Origin of the sequence: uncultured Megasphaera sp. (genome assembly GCF_900539295.1) — a bacterium.
Lineage (GTDB): Bacteria > Bacillota > Negativicutes > Veillonellales > Megasphaeraceae > Megasphaera.
Window position 1 is genome coordinate 1 of the sequence record NZ_UQBH01000032.1, and the last position, 24,188, is coordinate 24,188.

The window sequence follows — 24,188 nt, forward strand, 5'->3', positions numbered from 1 at the left end:
TAAAACTAACCCCCTAAAGTTAGATTTTTGGTCCAACTTTAGGGGGTCGGTTCATTTCCGGTGGCAGTTTTTTATGCTGCCAACCAATAGCTGGCATGCTTTTCCATGGGGGTCAAGACTCCCAGCTTTCTCTGTAATCGTTTAGTATTGTAGTATTCCATATATTCTTCTATCGCTCTAATCAGTGTTTCTCTCTCTGTGAAACGATGGCCATAGTAACGTTCTCTCTTTAAGATGCCCCAAAATCCTTCCATAGGACCATTATCGATACATTTTCCTACGCGAGACATGCTTTGTATCATCCCAGCGGTCTTCAATTTAGCATGGAAACTTCTGTTGGTATATTGAAAGCCTCGGTCGCTATGAAACAGCGGATGGGCTTCTGGATTAGAAGCGACGGCTTGTTCGAAGGTATCGAATACTAAAGCATTGTCATTTCTGTCACGAATTACGAAAGAGACAATTCTTCGATCATACAGATCAAGGATGGCACTCAGATATATTTTATGAACTTCATTTTCAAGATAATACTTAAATTCGGTAACATCGGTCAACCATTTTTCATTAGGGGCCGTCGCCGTAAAGTCTCTCTGAAGAAGATTTTCTGCTATAAATTGCGGCGTTGAAGCTCGACGAGTACATCCGTCGCTGCGATACTTAATGGTAGATTTGATGTTTTCTTCACGACAAATCCGGAGTACTCGTTTATCATTGAGGTGCATGCCGTAATACCGTTCCATATCGTCTCGAATCCGACGGTAGCCTTTGTCCGGATAAGCCCGGTGAATTTCTTCTATTCTTTCGGCAGCCAGTCTGTTTTCTTGCTCGTTTGCAGGCAGGCGGCGATGAAGCCATTTGTAATAAGCGGCTCTGGTCACTCTTCCTAATTTGCATAAGGCTGAAATGGGATAGTGATGCTCTTCGTGTTCTTCCTTAATGGCTAAATAAATATGAAGTTTTTTCAGTCGGCTCAGTCCCGCCTCCTCTCTATTTCGTCCAATTTTTTTAAGAAAGAAATCTCCATTTCGGCTTGCTTTCGCTTAGCTCTTTCCAACTTGAGTTCGGCACGCAATCTTTCTACTTCCGTAAGTTTGTCTTCAGGTTTTCTTTTTCCGCGATTATCTTGTAAAGCATCGAGACCACCGGCCTCGTATTTCAGCGTATAGCTGCGTGCCTGTTGGTAGGAAACATCGTACGTTACCGCAGTTTCTGCGTAATTATGGTCATGGGCAATACAATACTGAACAATTTCAACTCGCTCATCAAATGTTGTTTTTCGGCCTTTCGTCATGATAGAAAATCCTCCTGTTCCGGAAGCTTTCAGCTCCTCATGACTATTATACCGCTTAATCCATGTGCGTAGTTGTGTTGATGATCTCAAACCAAATCTTTGGCAGATAACAGCTAGAGAACCTTCCTGATTCAGATAAGCGGTTACCGCCTGAGCCTTACATTCATGGGAATAGTGGTTGTTCTTTGTGTGTGTAAAGGCATCTATCCCATTCCCTTTATAACTACCAATCCAAGCTCTGACAGAAGGAGGGGTAACGGACAGACGTTTGGCAGCCTCATGGGTAGATTCTACCCCATGGAGGATGTTTTTGACGGTATGCAATTTCTCTTGGCGGATATCTTTGTTTTTCGCATTAAAAATACTCCCCTTTAAGTAGCATGAGATTTTATTATTTCTCATGTCTACCTAAAGGGGAGCATATCATATCATGGAAAGCCTTCTTTTTTACCGCCAATATACCTATTTACAGTCTGAAAACAGCTGCTACGAAGCCGTTTGCGGCTGAATCGTTCCTTTTTCGATTTCAAAAATGTGAATCGTATCGGTTTCCCCGGAAAGTTCTTTCTGAACTTCCTGAGCCACTTTTTGGGTCGCTGCCGAGCAGGTGAACAGGAAGATCTGTTCTTTTTTGCCCAAGGCTGCTAAGAAGTGAATGGCTTCTTTTTGGCGTTGTTCATCAAAGCGAACTAAGATGTCGTCGAGGATCAGCGGCATCGGCTCGATCTGCCGAGAGAAAGCCATCGCCAGGCTGACACGGATAGCGAGGTAAATCTGATCGCCTAAGCCGCTGCTCCACTGTTTTTCCGGAATGCGGCGCGAAGTGCCGTCGACGGCAAAGAGCTGCTTGCCGTCGAGGCTTGCCTGAAGGGTATAGCGGCCCTGAGTCATGAGATTCAGATAGTCTCCGGCTTCACGGATGACGATGGGCTGACGGACTCGTTCATAGTAATCCTGAGCCTGTTCGAGCATATACTGGGTATACATGTAGGTCAACCAGTCATCGACATGACGGTCCAAATCGGCCTTGCGGTTCTGCTGGGTCTGCAGGAGTTTTCCGTATTCGTCGCTCTTGGCCATCTGACTCAGGCGTTCGATGATACTGCCCCGTTTTTCAGCAACTTCGGCCAGTTTCTTTTCGGCATCGGCGATTTTTTTCTGGTAGTAATCGCGTTCGTCCGTCCAATTCTTGAGCGTGTGTATCTTCAACTCATGGCGCAGTTCCGACAACTTCTTCGGATTCTTGGCAATGAGACGAATATGGGCCTCGGTCTGGTCATAGACTTCTTTATACTGGTGGAATTGACGGAACTTCAATAATTTACTGCGGAATTCCGCTTCGGTCTTAGCTCCGGCAGCACGAAGCAGTTCCCCCTGCATCTGAACTTTATGTTCCCGTTCTTCCGACAGGCTTTCGATTTGAGCTTCCCGCTCTTTTTGCTGCCGATCCTGTTCTTTGGCAACTTCAGCCTGAACGCGGATTTCCTGCCATTGTTTATATACGGCTTCCGCTTCATCAGGCGAGGCAGGCTTTTTAACGCCGACTTCGCGGAAAATCTGTTCCGCCGTATCGTTCCAGCGGGAAATGGAGCTGTTTACGTCAAGCTTGCGCTGTTTCCAATCAGACGAGGCCGTCGTCACCTGTTTCCAGATGTCCCAGGCTTCCTTGGCTTTCGCCATATCGGCCGTTTCCAGTTTCGTAAAGCCCGATTGATCACGCCAGCCTTCCCAAGCCGTTTCACTGGCTAAGAGTTTTTTCTTGCAGGTATTGCCTTCTTCCTGCCAAGTTTCATAGATAGCGTCGTACATCACCTTTTGCTCTTTCTGCCAGGCATTCTTGGACTCCCTCGTCTGCCAGTCCATATATTGCTTGCGAACGCCGTCCAGTTCCTGCTGCCACTTTTCATTGGCAGCCGTGACATCTAAGGTAATTTCAGCATCTTTGGAAAGATTGGCGATTTTTTCTTCGAGCTCACCTAATTGGCCTTCTATTTCCGCAATTTTTCGGGGAATCCGATCAGCCCCCGTTTTTTGACGGGCCAGGGAAATGACGGAAATGACGGCACAGGCCGCACCGGCGCCAAGACCAAGGGTCGAATCAAAGTCTGCCAAATAGACGGCAGCGACACAGGCCGCAGCCGCTAAGAGAAAGAGGACGCCGATGACAGTAAAGGCTTTCGACGGCCCGGTAGCCCCATTTTTCAGCCAATCGAGCTGTTCCTGCAGAGTCTGCCGTTCCGTGACCGCCGTCTGTATAGCAGCCACTGCCGTTCCGACGGTATTCCATTCGTCTTTCGTCTTTTCCGTATCTTCTGCCTCCGGTTCCGGAGAAGCTACATTCTTAGGCTGGGCAGCCTGCCATTTTTCCATTTCCTGGCGGCTGTGTTCCAGCGCAGAAGCGGCAGCCATGCCGCGGGGCCAGTCGACGGCATCCGGGATTTCGCCGGTAACAGTCCAGCCTTTCAGGATTTCGGCCTGTTTATTTTTTTCAAAATCCCAGTCGATTTCCTTATCTTCATGGTCTTTTAAGTCGGCCAAGCCCTGCTTCCAAGCCGGAATATTTCGGTAAATATCGTCGATTTGAGGGCCGCAGACGAGCCAGCGATTCCATGATTCCTGAAAGGCCGGTCCCTTTTGGTTCATTTCTTTCAAGTGCTTAATCTGTTCGTCGATTTCCTTGATCTTTTGGTCCATGTCGGCCCATTTTTGAGCGCCATCCATGGGAAATTGGGATACGTCAGCCAAATTCTGCATATGCTGCAGGGCATCCTGGCCGCGTTTATAGACATCCCAAGCCGCAATGGGCATGGAAATCTGTTCTATCTGCTGCTTTGATTCTTCAATATCGAGGCGGATGCGGTTTTCGATTTCATGAGTCGTCCGTTCCGTTTCCTGCAAATTGGCAAATTCATCTTCATCGTAGGCCAAGCTGCTGATCTGGCGGTCGAAGTCCTTCTGCTCATTGAGGAGGGCATTGATGGGCTTTTTCCCCTGCGGAGAGGCGACCAGGAGCTCACCCATCTCTTTAGCGACTTCACTGCGGGCCAAGCCCATGGCGACGCCGCCTTCAATGCTGAAAAAATGATTGCGGACAGCTTCATTGGACAGGATTTTAAAGCCTTGAAGATCTTCCAACCCCATGGCAAAAATCTTGTCGTAAGTCTGACGGTCCAGACCGTGCCACCACAAATCGGCCGGTTCTTCCTGCAGTTTTTCCTCACCGTCCGATAAGGTGTATTCTTTTTCATTGCGGACGATCTTATATTCTTTTCCGTCTTCCCGGCGGATATCCATGCTGCCGAAATAGCCGTGCCAATCGCCCCGCAAGTAGCCGAAGAACATGGAGCGGACATACTTCATGAGGGTCGTTTTCCCGCTTTCATTCCGGCCGTGCATGACAATCAGCCCCTTTTCAGGGGGATTCCATTTGACACCATGATAAATCCCGAAATCAGCTAATTTCATCTGTATAATCTTCATGACATTATCCTCTTCTATGTTCCAGCAAGCGCTGCATGCCCAGCCACTTGGCTTTTTCAAAGTTTTCCAGCAGGCGATCATCGGAAATAGCCCGCCCGTATGCCCCGAGACGTTCGAACTCAGGCCGATTCATGAGGATATCCCGCAAGGCCTTAGCCTTTTCAGCAGGCTCCATTTTTTCTAAGTTTTCGAAAACATTTAAATAATCGCCAACAGAATCAGGCAGTTTACTCCGCTCATCCATGTTTATTTTCGGACGGGCCAGGTTGCGCAGCCGTTCGACCATGACGAAGGCATATTTCCCCTGCTCTTCTTCACGCCAGCTTTCCAGCCAGTACTGTGTCGCTTCCGGGTTGTTGATGACGTGATACATACTGCCGCTGCCTGTAAAGTTGACGGTCAGGAAAGTCGGCTTGCCGATGTCACGGCGCACTTTTTCCTTGGCAAAGCGCACGGCACCGCGGAGCTCCGATACCGATTCGAGGCCGTCAATGGCAATGTCGATGCTTTCCCAACGGACGATACTGGTGTCGATAAATTCGATATCCGTCGTCCCATAAGGACCGACTTCGACATAATAGCAGCCCCGAGGCCCGCTTTCCGTGCAGTCCAGCCCCTGGGGATTGCCGGCATAGACGATATAGGGCTTTTCACATAAAATCTCGTGCTTATGGATGTGTCCCAGGGCCCAATAATCCATACCGCATTCTTTTAAGTCGTCAAGGGTACACGGAGCGTATGTCGATTCCCGGCTCCCGACCTGGGTATGAAGCATGCCAATGGAAAACTTATCGCCGGCAGCTCGGTTAAACTTCCAGGCCAGATTTTCCCGCTGTTCCCCTTTGGCATAACTCTGGCCATAAACGGCCGCCGCTTCTTCTCCTTCAACGACCAGAGGTACCCGTTCAACGGCTTCTGCCGAAAAGATGTGGACATTAGGCGGGAAAGGGATTTTCGCCTTCCAGGCCTCGAGCGGATCGTGATTGCCGAGGACGGCAAAGACCTGTATCTGATGCTGAGCCAATTTATGGAGAAGCCGCACATAGTCGAGCTGCGCCGTCAGGTTGTGATTGGCACTGGTATAGACGTCGCCTGTAATCAGGACGGCGTGAACTTGTTTATCGATAGCCAGCTGTACGATTTTTTGAAAGGCCCGGACCGGGGCTTTGCCGATGATGCGCTGCCACCGATCATCAATGGCGGCCAGGTTATGGAACGGGCTGCCTAAATGAAGATCACCGCATTGAATAAACCGTAAATTTTTCGCCATTACTATCCTTCCTTCTCTGACCATGCTGCATGCAGGGCCGCAACGGCATCACGGAGCTTACAGCTGGGAATTTTTGAAAATGACAGGAGAAACTCTTTATCTGTTTCCTGTGAGGGTGTTTCATAAAAAGACTGCATCGACAAGACGCGGCAGCCTTGTTTTTCCGCCTTTTTCAGCAGGTCCGCTTCTGACAGGGAGCTGTGCAGGCGGACGTGGCAATAGATGCCGGAAACGAGTTGGCCGACGACGATTTCCCGGCCAAAGGCGTCCATCAGGAGCTGACGCAAAAGTTCGCCTTTTTCCTGGTAATCCTTGCGCAGCCGGCGGACTTGACGCGAAAGCTCGCCGCTCTCGATATATTCGGCCAGAACACACTGCTCGGGAACGGAAGCGCCTTGACGAAAGAGGCTTCGCTGTTCATTGTACAAGGGCATGAGTTCCGGCGGAAGCACCATATAGCTCAGGCGGACAAAAAAGGGCAGCACTTTCGACAAGGCCCCCATATAGATGACGCGGCCGCTGCGGTCCAATCCCTGAAGGGCCGGCACAGGCCGACCGTAATAGCGCAGCTCACTGTCATAATCGTCTTCGATGATGAGTCCGTCTGTCCCTTCCGCCCACTGGAGCAGACGATGGCGAACACCTGCCGGCATGACCGTCCCCGTCGGGAATTGATGAGACGGGCTGACATAGACCAGGCGAACCTTGCTTTTCTCCAGCTCGTCCACTTGAAGAAGGCCATCGCAAATCGGGATGGGAACAATCGGATAGCCGCTGTTGCGGAAGATTTCCCGGCCCAGTCTGAAACCGGGCTCTTCAACACCGATGCAGTCGTATTTATGGCGCAGCAAATGGGTCAGTATGCCCAAGAGGGAAATCGTACCGGCGCCAATGATGATTTGTGAAGGTGAGGCATGGACACCGCGCGTTTCATAGACATAGCGGCTCAAAGCCCGGCGCAGATCAGGGACGCCCTGATCGTCATTGGCCGCCAACAAGCGGTCAGGTTCTGACAAAACCCGGTTCATGTACTTTCGCCAAATATCGAGGGGAAATCGTTCCAAAGCCATGTCGCCGCTGGCAAAATCGTAGTCATATACCGGTCGACGGACGATTTCCTGCACGACTTTTTGGCGGTCCGCGTCCGGCACCTGATCGCGCCGGCCAAGGGAGGCCACTTCATACCTGGCTTTGTGGCGGCGCAGGATATATCCTTCACTGGCCAACTGATAGTAGGCCTTTTCTACGGTCATCTTGCTGATGCCCGCCGCCTGTGCCAAATCACGCACGGAATCGAGCCGCATGCCGGCTACCATGCGGCTCGATTCGATTTCCTGACGATAATATTCATAAATTTGCACATAAAATGGTTTGCTGATAGATTTGTCGAGTTGCAGCATTGCGTCCGGCCTAAGGCCCTTCTCCCCTCTTTGGCGTTGCCATGTCTATAGTTGCCTCTGTAATACTATATTGTACCGAAAAACAGGCCGCCTGAAAAGGGGATGACCGTTGATTCCTCTGCAAAATCGCATATTTTCTTATAAAAACTATTTTATGCTCATGGCAGCTGCAATGGCGGCTCCGACAGAAACCCCGTCTTGAACCAGAACAGGATCGACAGAAATCTGTTTTTCCCGCTCAGAACCTTCATTTTGGCAGGCCTGCATGGCATCTTCCATCATGACCAAGGCGCCGCGGACATGTTTTAAGACGCTGCCTTCAATGGCGATCGTCTGACTGGGAATGGGCAGTTCTTTATACAGATGGCGCAGGATACCGCAGCCGACGGCGCCTGCCAGCTGGGCGGACCGAACAAAAATAGCCGCGCCGATATGCCTTACGGGACGCACGTCTTCAAGGGGAACGATGCGGTTCCACAGTTTTCCCATCGTAAGCCGCCCCTGCTCATCGTCAGCGTTGCGAATAATGTCATGCATCGCCTCCGTCGTAAACGAAGGCAGTTCTTTTATGTCAAAATAGGACAACAGGGTCTGCCGAAAGATTTCGGACGCATAGGCCCCGCTCATCATCTTTTCCAATTTATGCAGCCCCGGCTGAGCCGAACCGGCATCGACGGCCTCATCCCAGCGATGACCGGTAACGCCGTTATAATCGCCGGCCTCTAAGTTGACGATCATCTTCCATTCCGGCTCATAATAACAGGCATTAAATCCAGTCCCGCAGACCATGCCGATGCGCACCTTATCCTTGGTATACGCTGCCGATAATAAGAGGGCCGTCGTATCATTGACGATGGCAACGGGCTCTATCTCACTGAGCCCTTGGCGCACGAGGGCCGCTTTTAATAAGGCATTGATGTTCTCGCCTTCTACCCCGGAAACGGCGACTTCCTTAGACCACGACACCAGGCGGCCGTCTTCGATTCCGGTCCGCTCCAAGGCAAAGGAAAAAGCATGCCCCAATCGATAAGCCCGGTCACGCCGGGCAACGCGGCCGACGAGGCGGGCTAAAAAATCAAATAGTTCTACTGCCGTCGTCGAAGATGACAGGTAATCGTACTCACCCTCCACCTTCAGTGGTCGGGATACCATTTTTTCGATGATATAACAATGCCGTCCCAAGAGGCGAATCCGCGAGGCCCTCACATTAGTGCCTCCAAAATCAAGAGCCAAAAAGACACCCGCTTCATCCCCCTCCGGCAGGGATGCATAGGATTTTTCAGCCGACACCGTCGCCCCGGCCTCTCCGGCCAAGGCCCGTTCAATATCCGCCGAAAAATCGCGGGAAATTGCTTGCAGCCGTTCATCAGGCAAATAAAAATAACGGGCAATATCCGTCCAATCCATCCGTTCATTCATGGCAGTCATCACCTCTCGTGAGTTTATAATTTTATTATACTATGATACCAGTCGTGCCGCCAGTCCGCCCCCTTTTTTCAATCTCAGACAGTCATATCGATTGGTACTGATTTGCATAAAACGGTTGACTTTTTCGGCCAATAGGCTATAATCAAAAGCAGAGTGAGACCGAAACAAAAGGTCGCACGAAGGGGTACACCACCTTGGGTGTAAGTCTTCGTGCGGCCTTTTTTTAATGCACAGAAAGGAGGGCCATCATGATACGAATCAACGGCAAGGACATCGCAGCAGACGGACAGAACCTGCTGGCCTATCTTACCGACCAGGCTTACCGCACGGACCGCATCGCAATTGAACTGAACGGCACCATCGTACCGCGCAAAGCCTACGACACGGTGACCTTAAAAGACGGCGATTCCATGGAAATCGTCCACTTCGTCGGCGGGGGCTAAACCCTCATGACAAAGCAGTAACCCTACACAATATAAAAGGAGTGTCTCCCAATGGAAAAGAAAGATACACTGGTCCTTGGCGGCCATGAATTCACGTCCCGTTTCATCTTAGGCTCCGGCAAGTTCTCTGTCGACCTCATCAAGGCGGCAGTCGAACAAGGCGCCGCACAAATCGTCACCATGGCCCTGCGCCGCGTCGAAGCCGGTGAAAAAGACAACATCTTGGATTTCATCCCCAAAGACGTCACTTTGCTGCCCAATACGTCCAGTGCCAGAACGGCTGAAGAAGCCGTCCGCATCGCCCGTTTATCGCGGGAAATCGGCTGCGGCGACTTCATCAAAATCGAAGTCATGCGCGACTCTAAATACCTCCTGCCCGACAACAACGAAACGATCAAAGCTACGGAAATCTTAGCAAAAGAAGGCTTCGTCGTCCTGCCGTACATGTATCCCGACCTCTATGCAGCCCGGGCCCTCGTCGACGCCGGTGCCGCTGCCATCATGCCCTTGGCATCTCCGATTGGCACCAATAAAGGCTTGTCGACGAAAGACTTTATCCAAATCCTCATCGATGAAGTTGACCTGCCCATCATCGTCGATGCCGGTATCGGCCGTCCGTCCCAGGCTTGTGAAGCCATGGAAATGGGTGCTGCTGCCATCATGGCCAACACAGCTATCGCAACGGCAGGCGACCTGCCCCTCATGGCAAAAGCCTTCGGCGAAGCCATTCGCGCCGGCCGCAACGCCTACCTCTCTGGCCTCGGCCGCATCCGTGAAACGGCCTCTGCGTCCGATCCGCTTACCGGTTTCTTAGGAGCCTAAGGAGGCGCAATCATGACAGAAGAAAAACGTATCGACCATATGACCTACCTGCCGGGCATGGAAATCCTCGATTCCGACATGCTCGACCAAGTCGTCGCCATGCACGACTCCTTCCATAATGAAGACTTTACCGATAGAGACGTCCGCATGGCCTTATCGAAGGAACGCTTAGAACCGCGGGACTTCATGGCCCTCTTATCGACGGCAGCCGCTCCCTTCCTCGAAGAAATGGCGCAAAAAGCCCATTTGGTTACGCGGCGTCACTTCGGCAACAACATTTCCATCATGACGCCGATTTATTTTGCCAACTACTGCGACAACCACTGCATCTACTGTGGCTTCAACTCGCACAACAAAATTAAACGGGCCCGTCTGAACGACGAAGAACTTCACCAGGAATGCAAAAACATCGCCGACTCGGGCATCGAAGAAGTCATCATGCTGACCGGCGAAAGCCCGAAGATGAGCGATATCAAGTACATCGGCAACGCCGTCAAAATCGCCCGCCAGTACTTCCGGGTCATCAACATGGAAATCTACCCGACCAACACCAAGGACTATACGTACCTCCACGAATGCGGCGCCGATTACGTCACCGTTTTCCAGGAAACGTACAATTCCGACAAATATGAAACACTCCACCTGGCCGGCCATAAACGAATCTTCCCGTACCGCTTCTATTCCCAGGAACGGGCGATTCTCGGCGGCATGCGCGGCGTCGGCTTCGCAGCCCTCTTAGGCCTCGACGACTACCAGAAAGACGCCCTGGCAACCGGCATGCACGCCTGGCTCATGCAGCGCAAGTATCCTCACGCTGAAATTTCCCTGTCCTGTCCGCGTCTCTGCCCGATCATCAATAACGATAAGATCAACCCGAAGGACGTCGACGAACGGAAACTGACGCAGATCATCTGCGCCTACCGCTTGTTCATGCCCTACGCCAACATCGTCGTATCGAGCCGTGAAAGCGCGTCCTTCCGCAATGCCATCATGAAGATCGCAGCCACCAAAGTATCGGCCAGCGTCTGCGTCGGCATCGGCGGCCACCTCCATCAGGACGGTTCGGAAATGGGTGATGAACAGTTTGAAATCACCGACGGCCGTTCCTTCGATCAGATGTATGCCGACATCAAAAACATGGGCCTCCAGCCCCTTACGAGCGAGTATATTTATTTGTAATACTTACTGCTAATCCACTAAATTTTTCCTATATAGAACTACGACAAAAACAGGTCAGGACCTAATCCACCCCGACCTGTTTTTGTCGTAAACCCGCATGTTCTAAAGCGTTTTACTCATACGGGGCTTCCATTATATGCTATTGGTATAATCATTGACGTTAGTATGAGATTCCTGTATATTTGTAGTATAAAATACTCTAATATTCAAGGTGATAAATTGTGTTAAAAGTAGCTGCAATTACAAACCACGAACTCGCGGCGACAAACTACTGGGACCAGCTCGAACAGATTGCTGCCTCCGACGTAGACTTCATCGTCCTTCGTGAAAAAACTCTTTCAGAAGATGACTACACGGACTATGCTAAACGAGCACTTCGTCTCTGCAGCATTCACCAAAAAACGTGTATCCTTCAACATTTTGGCAAAGTCGCCATTCGACTTCACATTCCTCGTTTCCAATGTTCCTTGTCATATCTGGAAAGTCATTCTTCCCTGCTCTACTATATGACAACCCTCGGCGTTTCCGTCCATACCGTCGAAGAAGCCGTCCGCGCCGAAGAACTGGGTGCCACTTATATCATGGCCAGCCACGTCTTCCCGACAGACTGCAAGCCCTCGGATAATCCGATCGGCGTCGACACGGTAAAGGCCATCTGCAACGCCGTAAACATTCCCGTCTACGCCTTAGGCGGCGTAAACCCCACGACGGTATCCCAGCTTCAGGACGCCCAGGTTGCAGGTGTCGCCCTGATGTCAGGTCTCATGACCTGCCCGGATGTCCCGGAATACTTGAAAGAACTTCGTTCCTAAAGAATACGGGAGGGCTGTATGACTCAAGCATATATCATCATCGACATGCAAAATGATTTTATCGACGGCTCCTTAGGCACGCCTGAGGCTCAAGCCATCGTGCCTCGTGTCGAAGCAAAAATCGTTGCCAGCAAAAAAGATACGGACCAAGAAACGGATCTGATTTTCACGCAGGATACTCACGGCAGCGACTATCGGGAGACCCGGGAAGGTCAGAAACTCCCCATCGCCCACTGCATCAAGGATACGCGGGGCTGGCGCATCTGCAAACAGCTCCTGCCTTACACCCTAATGGCGGAGATCTTCGAAAAACCGTCCTTCGGCTGCCCGGCCCTGGTCGATGAAGTCAAAGATTATGACCGACTCGTCCTCATGGGGCTTTGTACCGATATTTGTGTCATTTCCAATGCCATCTTATTGAAAGCGCATTATCCGGAAAAAGAAATCGTCGTCGACAGCTCCTGCTGCGCCGGCTCTACGCCGGAAGCTCACGAAATGGCCTTAAAGGTCATGGAGCGCTGTCAAATCGATATCCTATAAGTTCATACGTAAAAGGCTGCACATCACAGGATGTGCAGCCTTTTTTACGTCCCCGTTAACGGACGGAGACCGGCGAAATCACGAGATGATGCCCGTAATCGTCGCCTTGTTTTGATTGTTATTGATCTTCCTTTCGTAGCCTTTCAGAATAAGGCAGCCGATGATGCCGCCAATGATCATGCCGGCAAAGGCCGTCATTTCCGGCGTCGCCTTAACCTGGCCGCCTAAGACGTAGCCGATGATGCCGCAGACGATGATGAGCAGCAGCGGCACGCCGAAACAGACGATGCCCTTGACCCCCATGCCGGCATCGGGAATATTAAACTGCACAAACTGGCCCTTCTTGGCACCAATGGGATTGACCGCGTCGATAACGACGTTGTCAGCGCACATGCTGTCACTGCACGGCGAGTACAGATTGCTGCGGTTGGTCTGGATCTTGACCAAGCCGTCGGCACAAATTTCTTCGATAACACCTGTTCCCGTTCTCATACAAATCTCCCCTCGATGATAAAGGCTTAGAAGCCCAGATTTTCTCCAACTAAGATGACTTTGATACGGCCCTGAGGCTTACAGACCCGGGTCCGAACGACTTGGGCGCAAATGCTTTCCTGATTCGTGCAGTGTGCACACATGCCCGTTTTCGCACAAGGCGTGCCAACATTCGGGAAGCGGCCGATATTCTGCGGCGATGCGACCGTATGGGCCCGTTCAATGCCGATTTCAACCGTCGAAACGACTTTATTCATACCGACGATGACGATGACCTGTTTCGGGCCATAGCAAAGAGCTGCCACGCGGTTGCCGTTGCCGTCGATATTGATGAGCTGGCCGTCTTGAATGGCCGCGTTGGTCCCCATAATGAAAGTATCGCAGAGCAGGGCCTTGCGCATCAATTCGACCCGTTCTTCCGGCGTCTTAGCCGAATCGCGGTCGATGACCTGATTGTGTTCCAAGACATAAGGACGCAGGCCGATTTCATTGATCGAAGCCGAGCCGCCCCAAGAGACGACATCCGTTTCCGGAATGTAAGAAACAGCCTGTTTCAAAGCCTCCTCTACAGTCGGACAGTATACGGCTTCAAAGCCGCGGGCTTCAAATTTTTTAGCCACTAAGGGTCCTTTAATGTCGTACATACGGTGCATCATATCAGTTCTATCCATAGTAAAAACCTCCTCACTTAGCCAGCATTAATTCTGCCGTAGCTTCGGCAGCTGGCGTGCCGTCGGCATGGGTTATGCGCCCTTTCATGATGAATAAGCGACGACGGTGGACTTCAGGCCAGCCTTCGACTTTAATCGTTTCGCCGATGCGGATGGGACTGCGAAAGCGGATTTGAAGCCGAGCCGTGTAAGCCGGTTTCCCTTCTGTACGAAAGACATAATCGCCCATGACTTCATCCAGCAAGGTGCTGGTCAGACCGCCGTGCATGCGGTCGCCATAGCTTTCATGCTCAGCCTTCGGCGTAAAATAAGCGACACAACGGCCGTCTTCTATATGCATATCCAGTTTCAGGCCGATTGGGTTATCGCGCCCGCAGCCAAAACAATGATTCGCAGCATCAGTGCCTTCCATAACACACCCTCCTCTACTTCAATGTTCTTTTATTATACTATATTTGATTTGGCAAGTCTCGTGAACAAATACACAATCTAAGAAAAGTTTATTTATTCGAAAATGGTTATCATATTTATATTGACAATCGATTTCAAATACACTATACTAAAGGCAACAAAGCGAAAGGAGGGCATACCGATATGAATCTCGATTGTGTGCTAATTAATCACTGTTCGCCAACACTAGCCGGACTTAAACAGGCATCCCTTCTCTGTCTTCCTCGGCTTGAAGGCGATCACACATACGACGAATTAATTGAAAATTACAATCATAAATATAACGCTAAAGGGTTATATTTTCGCATTTTGTATGCCTGTCCTAAGCGCACCTTGCTGTATGTATACCGGCCGAATAAGGTCTTGGAGTACATACAGCGGCGAGATATTTCTTCATTCTTGCAGCAATTCGGGTATGCAGGCAGTCAAGATATATCGGCATTTTTAGACCGCCTTGCGTCGCGTTTTGCAGAAGACGGCTGCTTTCCTCACGAAGCAGGCATCTTTCTCGGCTATCCCCTAGAAGATGTCTGCGGATTCATTGCCAATCGGGGAAACCATGCCAAACTCTGTGGTGAATGGAAGGTCTACGGCGATGTCCACGCCGCAGCCCGCACCTTCCAGCGCTATACCTGCTGCCGACAGGATTATTTAAATCGCTTTGCAGTTGGGACAACATTAGAATCGCTCATCGTAGCATAAGGAGGATTTAATCATGGTAGAAATCGTATATTGGAGTGGAACAGGTAATACGGAAGCAATGGCAAATGAAATCGAAGCAGCTGTAAAAGCTGCCGGTGCAGATGTAGAATCGGTCCGCTTTGAGGATACAACCGTCGATGACGTAGCCGGCAAAGACGTTATTTTGCTTGGCTGCCCGGCCATGGGTGCTGAAGAACTGGAAGACTCCATTGTCGAACCGTTCGTTACAGACCTCACTCCCAAATTAAAAGGCAAGAAAGTCGGCCTCTTTGGCTCTTACGGCTGGGGTTCCGGCGAATGGATGGATAATTGGAAACAGCGTACCGAAGACGCTGGCGCCACCATCATCGGAACGGCTATTGTCAACGAAACACCTGATAATGCTCCCGAATGCAAAGAATTGGGTGAACTTGCCGCTAAGGCATAAGTTTTAAACTTCATATTCATTCTCCTCTAGGAAAAGGGACTGCATACCTGACACAGTATGCGGTCCCTTTTCTCATGAGCGCTCATCGCTTTAATATCGGGACCGTTTTTGATCCCAATTTTATACGTTTTTATCAAGTATCCATGCGATATAGATACAGTCATTCTTTACTTTCATGGTACTCATTCTCTCCGGCTATGTTACAATAATGACGTATGACATTCATTATTATTTTTTATTTTTAAAGGAGGCTTTATTGCATGAGAGACCAGGTCTTTACTATTTTACAGGCTGTCGGTCGCAGCTTCATGCTGCCTGTAGCCATTCTTCCTATCGCCGGTCTGCTTCTCGGTATCGGCGCATCTTTCACTAATGCTACGACGATCCAGACTTATGGATTGGAAAACATTCTCGGTGATGAGACTCTGCTTCATTCCCTGCTCACCATCATGAGTGATGCCGGCAACATCATCTTCGGCAACTTGCCGATCATCTTTGCCGTCGGCGTTGCCATCGGCATGGCAAAACAAGAAAAAGAGGTCGCTGCCTTATCGGCCATGATCGCCTTTTTCGTCATGCACGCATCGACGAGTTCCGTTTTGAAGTTGACGGGTAAGGTCCTTGCCGACAACACCGTTTCCCCGGACGTTCTCGAAGGGACCATTGCCAACATCAACGGCATCATGTCCCTCCAGGAAGGCGTCTTCGGCGGCATCATCGTCGGTATCGGCGTCGCTTACCTGCACAACCGCTATCATAAGATCGTACTGCCCGACGCTTTATCCTTCTTCGGCGGTTCTCGCTTCGTTCCCATCATCTCGACAGTTGTCTACATGTTCGTCGGCATTGCCATGTACTTCATTTGGCCTGTCGTCCAGAACGGCATCTTCGCCCTCGGCGGTTTGGTAACCGGCACGGGCTATATCGGGACCCTTATCTTCGGTATCATCAAACGTGCCCTCATTCCCTTCGGCCTGCACCACGTCTTCTACCTGCCCTTCTGGCAGACCGGCGTCGGCGGCTCCATGATGATCGACGGCAAGCTCATCCAGGGCGGCCAGAACATCTTCTTTGCCCAGCTGGCATCGCCCAACGTCGCCCATTTCAGCGCAGATGCTACCCGGTACTTCTCCGGTGAATTCATCTTCATGATCTTCGGTCTCCCCGGCGCTGCCCTTGCTATGTACCGCACGGCAAAACCGGAAAAGAAAAAAGTCGCCGGCGGCCTGCTCCTGTCGGCAGCCTTGACGTCCATGTTCACGGGCATCACGGAACCGATTGAATTCTCCTTCCTCTTCGTCGCACCGATGCTGTTCTACGTCCAGGTTATCCTGGCCGGTGCCGCTTACATGATCGCCCACATCCTGAACATCGCCGTCGGCCTGACCTTCTCAGGCGGCCTCTTGGACCTCTTCATCTTCGGGATACTTCAGGGTGAAGCCAAGACGAGCTGGATGTACATCATCCCCGTCGGCATCATCTACTTCTTCCTGTACTACTTCATCTTCACCTTCCTCATCAAGCGCTTTAACTTAAAGACGCCGGGCCGTGAAGACGACGAAGTAGAAACGAAACTCTACACCAAAGCCGACGTCAAAGCCCGCAATGCTTCGGCAAAAGAAGGCAGTGACGGCACATCGACCGACGTCGTCAGCCAAGCCATTTCCCAGGCCCTCGGCGGCAGTCAGAACATCACCGCTGTCGACGCCTGCGCCACACGCCTCCGCTGCTCCGTCGCTGATTCCAGTCTGGTAAATGACGCAGCCTTAAAGGCTACCGGCGCCGTCGGCGTCATCAAAAAAGGCACCGGCGTCCAGGTCGTCTACGGCCCGCAGGTTGCCGTCATCAAGTCCAATTTAGAAAATTACTTGGCAACCAATCCGAATGACGGCCCCATCGAAGCCGCTCCGCAGGCAGAACCGGTTCAGGAAGCGAAAAAAGAAGACGCTCCCAAGAAATCGGATGCTGAAAAACGCTATTTCAACTCGCCCTTCACGGGAACCCTCCACCCCATTACGGAAGCACCGGATGAAGCCTTTGCCGGCAAAATGACCGGCGACGGATTCTTCGTATATCCCGAAGACGGCGTAGTTTATGCTCCGGAAGACAGCACGGTCACCTTCGTCTTCGACACTAAGCATGCCTTGGGCATGACTACGGCTGACGGAGTTGAATACTTGCTTCACATCGGAATTGACACGGTCAACCTCGAAGGTAAAGGCTTCAAAGTCTTCGTCGAAAACGGCCAGGAAGTCAAAAAAGGTGATAAACTGATGAAATTTGATGATGAATACATCAAAGCCAACGCGCCTTCCGATGCCTGCCTGTGCATCTTCACCGACACCGACCAAGTCCCTGAAGTATACCTCGCTGCAAACGGCAAGGTAAAAGCCGGCGAACAAGCCGTTTACTTCTAAGATAATTTCTAAAATATAAAAAATGTGATGCCCCTCCAGGAGCATCACATTTTTTATGCCATTAATAGAGTTCTTTATAGATTTCGTAAACGTCGTCGTAGGACAAGGGAACGAAATTATGTGCCATCAACCGGCCCTGATTTTCCATGACCGATTTGGCAAAATCAGCCAGTTCTTCCTCTTTAACGCCATATTCATGAAGGGCCTTCTTCGGCAGGATGACGTTGAGCAGCTTTTCCAGTTCATCGTAAACGACGTCGGCATCACAGCCTAAGATAGACGCAATAAAGGCATTCAGCCTGGCAATTTCCCCATCCGACTTAATCGTCATATATCGTTTCATAACGCCCGTAAACATGGCGTAATTCGATTCACCGTGAGGCACGTGATAGTTGGCCCCTAAGGGATAGCTCATGGCGTGAACGGCGGCACAGCCGGGAACACTGAAGGCGATGCCGGCCCAGGTACTGGCCAGGAGGAAATCCTTCATCAAAGGAATTCTGGCTTCCGGCCCGTGGTCGCGGATCTGTAAATATCCGCTGAGAATGCGTTCAATGGCCTGATAGCTGAAGACGCGGAAGCTGGCACTGGAATCAGGCGACAGTGCCGATTCGACAGCATGAACCAAGGCATCGATGGAGCTCGTCGCAAAGACAGGAAAAGGAAGGGTCTGCAGAAGCTGGGAAATGAGGACGGCCTTGTCGGCGTAGAGGGCGTCATTAGCAATCCCCTTTTTCGTGTGACGGCTGATGAGGGCCATGACCGAAACGTTGGTGACTTCACTTCCCGTACCGCACGTCGTCGGTACCAAGATGAGTTCCTTCTCCTTTTCAATGGCCGTCTTGCCATCGAAGAGGTCGAGGATGGGGCTGACTTTTTTCAATACAAACAGCTTGCAGAGGTCCATGACCGTACCGCCGCCGATGCCGATGATGCGCGATACATCGCCGGGGATATCCCGATAAATGGCCTCAGCCATCTCATCAGACGGCTCGCCGCTGCCGTATTTTTCCTGAAAAAGGACGTGGCAGGGAAGGTCCAAGGCTTTAAAATTCGGTTCAAAAATATACTCATTGGTAATAATCAGGTCCCCTGCCCCCAGTTGAAGATCAGAAGCAAAGTCCCGGCACGTATCATAAGAGTAAATCGTAGGTTTAAGCTGTAATTCAATCATTCGAACAGACTCCTTTCAAAAACAGCATAGCTATTATCTACAGTGTAGCAAAAATACAAAGCGTTTTTCAACAGTATCAGCTCCATGCCATCCGTGATATAATATACCTATTATGGGGAAGGACGGGTTCTGGTGTTCCCTCTGGTCTTCAAAACCAGCATGAGGGGTTAACAGCTTCTCAGGTGGGTTCGATTCCCACACTTTCCCGCCATAATCACGACTGCCGCACCGGGTAGTCCCCGCCAGTACGCCGATTACAAACAGTATAAACAGGCAAAGCAGCCCCTTTTCGGATACAAACCGGAAAGGGGCTTTTTTGAAGGAAATGAGTATATAACGGTCAGAAATTTTGACCGGATTTATCTTTTTTCAGCCATTCAATGAGGACTTCTTCCCGCGTCGTCTCGATGTGTTCCAATTCGTCAGGAGTCCAGGGATAAAGGCCGGTACCCGATTTAGCTCCGAGTCTTCCCGCGTCGACGCATTGCTTCAAGACAGGCGAACCGTCCTTATCGTCAGCTAAGTCGGCATTCAGATAGGCTGAAATATTGTAGAAGACGTCGAGACCGCCAAGGTCGGCTGTCTCCAAGGGGCCGGTGACGCCGAGCCTTCGGCCGATACCGTATTTACAGATAAAATCGACCGTTTCTGCCGTGGCAATCCCGTCCTGCACACAATGAAGGGCTTCGCGAAGGAGGGCAAACTGCAGACGGTTGCCGACAAAGCCGGGCGCTTCTTTTAAGAGGGCCGCCGGCTTTTTCCCGATTTTCTCCATGAGCTGCCACGTAATATCCACCGTTTCTTGACTCGTCTTTTCACCGGGAACGACTTCTACCAAGGGCATGAGGTGAGGCGGATTCCAAAAATGGGCAACGACAAACCGTTCCGGATGGTCCAGGACCGACGATACTTCCGTCGGCGAAAAGCCTGACGAATCTGTCGCAAAAATGACGTCTGCCGGAAGGTATCCTTCTAATTCCCGATACACCTGTTGTTTAACGGCCATATCTTCGGCGACCGATTCGATGACAAAATCGGCATCACGGGCGGCCTCTTCAATGGTCGTAACGCCGTGGATGCGCTGCAGCAGGGCCGTTTCTTCCGCATAGCTCAGTAAAGCATTGGCCTTCATGATGGCCAGCGTCGCCCGAATATTCCGCATCGCCCGTTCAATACTGGCATCCCTGCGGCCAAACATGTTTACTTCATAGCCATGACGGGCAAAGTCAATGGCCGTGCCAAAACCCATGGTGCCGCAGCCTAAATTGCAAATCCGTTTAATCTCGTTTACTTGTCTCATATCGTATCTCCCGTTCGCTGTGATATGCCGGTGAATGGGGCAGAATCGATCAGAACCGGACACCAACCATCTTACCGGCCTTATATGTATAATAATAAAGGACCGGCCTGTAAATCTCAACATAAAGATGAGTGAAACACTGCCAAAATCATAGCTGCACTACACGAAGGCAGCATAACATCTGCACCGAAGGCTGGTCGTCCCTTTATAGAATTTATAGAGATTTCCTCGACACCTCAAAAGGGCCTCTTTTTCAAGATTCGAAAGATACCTAAAAACGGAAAGCAGATGATACAAAAATCGCTCCCTATTTACAAATCGCTTTTAAGGCGGCAATGGCCTGGTCAACGTCTTCATCCGTATTATAGTGGCTAAAGGAAAAACGGATCGTCCCTGCAGGAAAGGTCTTCAATGTTTTATGGGCCCATGGTGCACAATGCAGGCCGACACGCGTCAATATGCCATATTGATTTTCCAGCTCAAAAGCAACCTGTGCGTTATCCTTACTGCCGGAGGAAACAGAGACGACGGCCACTCGCTGCGCAGTATCTTGTTCCCCTGCAACAGACAGGTCGGGAATCGTGCTAAGGCCATCTAAAAAGCGTCTGGTCAATTCGATTTCCTTAGTATGTATTTTTGTAATTCCCACCTCCCATAAATAGGCCAGCGAGGCGTGAAGGCCTACAATCCCCGGCAGATTTAACGTTCCTGCTTCAAACTTATCCGGTAAAAAGTCAGGAACGTCTTCACTATGAGATAAACTTCCCGTTCCCCCGCTAATAAGAGGCTGCATACGAGCCGCCAGCTCGTCGGTGACAACAAAGCCTCCGATGCCCTGAGGGCCGAGCAGCCCTTTATGGCCGGTAAAGCAAAGGGCATCGATATGCATATCCTCCATATGAATCGGCAGAACTCCTGCAGTTTGAGCACTGTCGACAATAAACATAAGACCATGGCGGCGGCAAAAGGTTCCGACTTCCGCCAAAGGCATGACCGTCCCACAGACGTTAGAGGCATGAGTCATAATAACCGCCTTGGTATGGGGACGAACCATTGATGCCGCTTCGTGTAAGCACAACTCGCCTTGCTTCGTGCAGGGAATTCGGTCAAAAGAGACACCTTCACGAGTCAGCTGAACCAAAGGGCGCATGACGGCATTGTGTTCCACAGACGATACCAAGACGTGATCCCCCGGACGCAGCAGCCCTTTTAAAACCATATTTAAACTCGTCGTAATATTGGCGGTAAAGATAACATTTTTACAGTCAGGATAGCCAAACAGGCGACTCAAAGCTAAGCGCGTCTGGTATACAACATTCTCCATCTCATAAGCGGGACCATAGGAACCGCGGTTGATATTGACTCCGTGATTTGCAATAAAATCTCCGACAGCTGCCGCGACTGAAGGCGGTTTGGGAAAGGATGTACAAGCATTATCCATATAAATTTTGTTCATAATGATCTCCCTTTAGAAAAAATAACTCACTAACCCGGCTTACCTTCTCAAGCATCAAAAAAGTTTGGATTTTCCATTTCTCTGCCTGTTTCCCTTAGATAAAATGATATATTTATCTGTTAGTATACCGAGGAAAATCCAGTCTCGCAACCAGTGGCAGTCGGCCCTTATCAAAGATTCACCCGTTGCTTGGCCGTCAAGAAACAACAATTTTTATTTATATGTGAAATAATTTACTTTTTCTGGATTCCATGGTACAATCAAATTAATTATTAGCCCTAATAATTAATTATGAGGGCCGCCGATTCGAAAGTCAAATTAATTATTAAGAGGTAGTGAAATGAGTTTAGAAAGGGAAAAAATTGCAATCATCATTTCAGGACTCATCATCGGGCTGATTGCCGGTCTTTTAGTAGTTGCCGGCAATCCGGCCAACATGGGTTTCTGTATCGCGTGCTTTATCCGCGATACCGTCGGAGGCTTGGGGCTGCACCGGGCGAGTGCCGTTCAGTATATCCGTCCGGAAATCATCGGCCTGTTGCTGGGATCATTCATTCTTTCTTTAATTCGCCATGAGCACAGTTCACGCGGCGGTTCTTCGCCAATTACCCGCTTCATTTTGGGATTTTTCGTCATGATAGGCTGCCTGATGTTTTTAGGATGCCCCTTCCGAATGATTCTTCGTATTGCCGGCGGTGACTGGAACGCCTTAATCGGCCTTGCCGGATTTGCAGCCGGGATCGGTGCCGGCGTATTTTTCTTAAATCGCGGCTATACCTTAAAGAGGACCTATACCCAAACAAAACTTGACGGCTTTATTATGCCTGCCGTTCAAATCGTCATGTTACTATTATTGATTCTCGCACCGGCCTTCATTCTCTTTACACCTGCCGGAAACGGTCCCGGAGCTAAGCATGCTGCCGTCTGGATTTCCTTGGGAGCCGGACTTATCGTCGGAGCTTTAGCACAGTATACCCGCTTTTGCATGGTCGGCGGAATCCGTGATTTCATCTTATTCCGTGAAACCAAATTATTGCTCGGCTTTATCGCGCTTTTAGTCGCCGCCTTTGCCGTAAACTTGACAGTCGGAAACTTCCACCCCGGCTTCACCGGACAACCCATCGCTCATTCCGACGGACTGTGGAACTTTTTAGGCATGCTCTTAGCCGGTTTCGGCTGCGCCCTCCTCGGGGGCTGCCCCATGCGTCAGCTTATATTGACCGGTGAAGGAAATACCGACTCGGCCGTTACCTTCCTGGGCCTTGCTGCAGGCGCTGCCTTTGCCCATAATTTTGCCTTGGCAGCTTCCGGAAACGGCCCGACCATGAACGGTAAATACGGCGTCATCATCGGCCTGATTGTCGTATTGATTATTGCCGTCGTAAATACCTTTTATCAAAAGAGAGCTATGAATTGAGGTGAGTCACATGATGATAGATGCCAGAGGTTATTCCTGCCCGGAACCGGTTATTATGGTAAAAAAAGCCTTGGAACGACAGAGTGACGAAAAAACCTGTGAAGTACTGGTAGACAACCACGCTGCCCTTGAAAACATCACTCGTTTCGTCACCCATCAGGGATATGCCGTAGAATCGACCGAACAAGGAGACGATTTTCTCCTAAAAATTACACGGAAGTAGTGAAAGCCATGTACTACGTCGCCTTATTTTACTCCCACTTCGGAGCAATCCGTTTCGGTAATACCCTCCCCGAAAGTATTACCGAAAAAAGAATGATGCCGGTCCCGCGCTCACTAAGCGCATCATGCGGAACCTGCGTCCGCTTTGAAGGCCCCCATGACCTGACCTTCACCATTGACGAAAGCCATGAAGTCGAACAAATCGTAAAAGAAACAGAGGCGGGCTATATAACCGTATTTAAATCGGAATAAAATCAAAAGCGAGAATACCGGCCTTGAATAAGGCCGGTATTCTCTTTAACTAGGAAAAACTACTCTCCAAGTTATTAAACATATGCCTGCCCCCTCTCCCTATTATGAACACAAGCAGAACATCGATGAACAATCCATACCTGCAATAAGATCCACTATCTCCATTTTACTGATGCTGGACAAAAAAACATATAAATACCAGCGAATAAATTTCCAGTCCATTTCAAATCAGCCCTTATCCAACGTTTTTTATTCGTTGCTAAACAAATACCTTCCCCTATCAAGTGCGGCTGAATTGGAATTTCAAAACACATTTTCCGAAAGATCTTAACTTACGATAAAAAATGTAGCCACTAATACAAAAAAGGATACTCCATAGAGCATCCTTTTTTGTATTATGACTGGTATAAAGTTTGTACCAAGTAACAGAAAGCTAATTCTCTTCCTTCAAAATACGATATTCCCTATTTTAGAAAACACCTTGAGCAAGCATTGCATCAGCAACACGTTCGAAACCAGCGATGTTAGCGCCGGCTACGAGGT

Annotated in this window: 23 protein-coding genes and 1 tRNA gene; 12 read left to right on the forward strand and 12 right to left on the reverse strand. The window is 50.1% G+C overall.

The annotated features are described in order from the left end of the window. Positions 1–71 precede the first annotated feature (71 nt). From QZQ46_RS09480 to QZQ46_RS09505, 6 genes are all read right to left on the reverse strand, one after another. Positions 72–1,001 (reverse strand): IS3 family transposase, encoded by a 930-nt coding sequence (locus tag QZQ46_RS09480; protein ID WP_308566169.1) that lies wholly within the window; start codon positions 999–1,001, stop codon positions 72–74. Continuing rightward, positions 971–1,693, reverse strand: a complete 723-nt coding sequence (locus QZQ46_RS09485) for a transposase (RefSeq protein WP_296829200.1) — start codon at positions 1,691–1,693, stop codon at positions 971–973. Before QZQ46_RS09485 ends, QZQ46_RS09480 begins: the two co-directional genes overlap by 31 nt. An 84-nt stretch (positions 1,694–1,777) precedes the next feature. Continuing rightward, positions 1,778–4,771, reverse strand: coding sequence for an AAA family ATPase (locus QZQ46_RS09490; protein ID WP_296829202.1), 2,994 nt, complete (start codon positions 4,769–4,771; stop codon positions 1,778–1,780). Between the two features lie 4 nt (positions 4,772–4,775). Further along, on the reverse strand, positions 4,776–6,041 hold the full coding sequence (locus tag QZQ46_RS09495) for a DNA repair exonuclease (protein ID WP_296829204.1): 1,266 nt from the start codon (positions 6,039–6,041) through the stop codon (positions 4,776–4,778). A gap of 2 nt (positions 6,042–6,043) precedes the next feature. Beyond that, complete coding sequence (locus tag QZQ46_RS09500; protein ID WP_308566158.1) at positions 6,044–7,441, reverse strand: PLP-dependent aminotransferase family protein; 1,398 nt, start codon at positions 7,439–7,441, stop codon at positions 6,044–6,046. Between the two features lie 147 nt (positions 7,442–7,588). Continuing rightward, on the reverse strand, positions 7,589–8,860 hold the full coding sequence (locus QZQ46_RS09505; RefSeq protein ID WP_296829211.1) for a hexokinase: 1,272 nt from the start codon (positions 8,858–8,860) through the stop codon (positions 7,589–7,591). A 257-nt stretch (positions 8,861–9,117) separates the two neighbouring features. Between QZQ46_RS09505 and thiS the strand changes: the two genes are divergently transcribed. The 5 genes from thiS (at position 9,118) to QZQ46_RS09530 (ending at position 12,665) form a co-directional block, all read left to right on the forward strand. Beyond that, positions 9,118–9,312, forward strand: a complete 195-nt coding sequence (gene thiS / locus QZQ46_RS09510; RefSeq protein WP_296829214.1) for a sulfur carrier protein ThiS — start codon at positions 9,118–9,120, stop codon at positions 9,310–9,312. Positions 9,313–9,363: 51 nt separating this feature from the next. After that, positions 9,364–10,134, forward strand: coding sequence for a thiazole synthase (locus QZQ46_RS09515; RefSeq protein ID WP_065360995.1), 771 nt, complete (start codon positions 9,364–9,366; stop codon positions 10,132–10,134). Positions 10,135–10,146: 12 nt separating this feature from the next. Next, positions 10,147–11,313: a 2-iminoacetate synthase ThiH gene (gene thiH, locus QZQ46_RS09520; protein WP_296829217.1), complete on the forward strand. Its 1,167-nt coding sequence runs from the start codon at positions 10,147–10,149 to the stop codon at positions 11,311–11,313. Positions 11,314–11,534: 221 nt separating this feature from the next. Next, a complete protein-coding gene (locus tag QZQ46_RS09525; RefSeq protein WP_296829220.1) occupies positions 11,535–12,125 on the forward strand; it encodes a thiamine phosphate synthase in 591 nt (196 codons plus the stop codon). An 18-nt stretch (positions 12,126–12,143) separates the two neighbouring features. Next, positions 12,144–12,665: a cysteine hydrolase family protein gene (locus QZQ46_RS09530; protein WP_296829222.1), complete on the forward strand. Its 522-nt coding sequence runs from the start codon at positions 12,144–12,146 to the stop codon at positions 12,663–12,665. Positions 12,666–12,743: 78 nt separating this feature from the next. On the opposite strand, the gene QZQ46_RS09535 is transcribed toward QZQ46_RS09530, so the two are convergent. From QZQ46_RS09535 to QZQ46_RS09545, 3 genes are read right to left on the reverse strand one after another with little or no spacing between them, the layout of a single operon-like run. Beyond that, positions 12,744–13,157 carry a SoxR reducing system RseC family protein gene (locus QZQ46_RS09535; protein ID WP_296829225.1) on the reverse strand — a complete coding sequence of 138 codons (414 nt, stop codon included), beginning with the start codon at positions 13,155–13,157 and terminating at the stop codon, positions 12,744–12,746. Between the two features lie 26 nt (positions 13,158–13,183). Further along, positions 13,184–13,828: a lactate utilization protein gene (locus QZQ46_RS09540; RefSeq protein WP_296829229.1), complete on the reverse strand. Its 645-nt coding sequence runs from the start codon at positions 13,826–13,828 to the stop codon at positions 13,184–13,186. Positions 13,829–13,841: 13 nt separating this feature from the next. After that, positions 13,842–14,240, reverse strand: a complete 399-nt coding sequence (locus QZQ46_RS09545) for a PaaI family thioesterase (protein WP_296829232.1) — start codon at positions 14,238–14,240, stop codon at positions 13,842–13,844. A gap of 182 nt (positions 14,241–14,422) precedes the next feature. Here QZQ46_RS09545 and QZQ46_RS09550 point away from each other — a divergent pair, with 182 nt between their 5' ends. The 3 genes from QZQ46_RS09550 to QZQ46_RS09560 all read left to right on the forward strand — a co-directional run bounded on the left by QZQ46_RS09550 (position 14,423) and on the right by QZQ46_RS09560 (position 17,824). Then, the gene (locus QZQ46_RS09550; protein ID WP_296829235.1) at positions 14,423–14,980 is read left to right on the forward strand and encodes a DUF3793 family protein; all 558 of its coding nucleotides are present in this window, start codon (positions 14,423–14,425) and stop codon (positions 14,978–14,980) included. 13 nt (positions 14,981–14,993) lie between these two features. Then, positions 14,994–15,407 carry a flavodoxin gene (locus tag QZQ46_RS09555; protein WP_296829237.1) on the forward strand — a complete coding sequence of 138 codons (414 nt, stop codon included), beginning with the start codon at positions 14,994–14,996 and terminating at the stop codon, positions 15,405–15,407. 260 nt (positions 15,408–15,667) lie between these two features. After that, positions 15,668–17,824 carry a PTS transporter subunit IIABC gene (locus QZQ46_RS09560; RefSeq protein ID WP_296829240.1) on the forward strand — a complete coding sequence of 719 codons (2,157 nt, stop codon included), beginning with the start codon at positions 15,668–15,670 and terminating at the stop codon, positions 17,822–17,824. A 61-nt stretch (positions 17,825–17,885) separates the two neighbouring features. Here QZQ46_RS09560 and QZQ46_RS09565 read toward each other — a convergent pair whose 3' ends face one another. Beyond that, a complete protein-coding gene (locus QZQ46_RS09565; RefSeq protein ID WP_296829242.1) occupies positions 17,886–18,998 on the reverse strand; it encodes a 4-hydroxybutyrate dehydrogenase in 1,113 nt (370 codons plus the stop codon). A gap of 114 nt (positions 18,999–19,112) precedes the next feature. On the opposite strand from QZQ46_RS09565, the gene QZQ46_RS09570 reads away from it, so the two are divergent. Next, a tRNA-Sec gene (locus QZQ46_RS09570) sits at positions 19,113–19,209 on the forward strand. A 129-nt stretch (positions 19,210–19,338) separates the two neighbouring features. On the opposite strand, the gene QZQ46_RS09575 is transcribed toward QZQ46_RS09570, so the two are convergent. Both QZQ46_RS09575 and QZQ46_RS09580 read right to left on the reverse strand, forming a co-directional pair. Beyond that, positions 19,339–20,298: a 3-hydroxyacyl-CoA dehydrogenase family protein gene (locus QZQ46_RS09575; protein WP_296829245.1), complete on the reverse strand. Its 960-nt coding sequence runs from the start codon at positions 20,296–20,298 to the stop codon at positions 19,339–19,341. Positions 20,299–20,605: 307 nt separating this feature from the next. Continuing rightward, positions 20,606–21,754: an aminotransferase class V-fold PLP-dependent enzyme gene (locus tag QZQ46_RS09580; protein ID WP_296829248.1), complete on the reverse strand. Its 1,149-nt coding sequence runs from the start codon at positions 21,752–21,754 to the stop codon at positions 20,606–20,608. Between the two features lie 340 nt (positions 21,755–22,094). On the opposite strand from QZQ46_RS09580, the gene yedE reads away from it, so the two are divergent. The 3 genes from yedE to QZQ46_RS09595 are packed head-to-tail and all read left to right on the forward strand — an operon-like array spanning position 22,095 to position 23,645. Beyond that, the gene (gene yedE, locus QZQ46_RS09585) at positions 22,095–23,171 is read left to right on the forward strand and encodes a YedE family putative selenium transporter (RefSeq protein WP_296829251.1); all 1,077 of its coding nucleotides are present in this window, start codon (positions 22,095–22,097) and stop codon (positions 23,169–23,171) included. 13 nt (positions 23,172–23,184) lie between these two features. Then, on the forward strand, positions 23,185–23,394 hold the full coding sequence (locus QZQ46_RS09590; RefSeq protein ID WP_296829254.1) for a sulfurtransferase TusA family protein: 210 nt from the start codon (positions 23,185–23,187) through the stop codon (positions 23,392–23,394). An 8-nt stretch (positions 23,395–23,402) separates the two neighbouring features. Beyond that, the gene (locus QZQ46_RS09595) at positions 23,403–23,645 is read left to right on the forward strand and encodes a DUF3343 domain-containing protein (RefSeq protein ID WP_296829257.1); all 243 of its coding nucleotides are present in this window, start codon (positions 23,403–23,405) and stop codon (positions 23,643–23,645) included. Positions 23,646–24,188 lie beyond the last annotated feature (543 nt).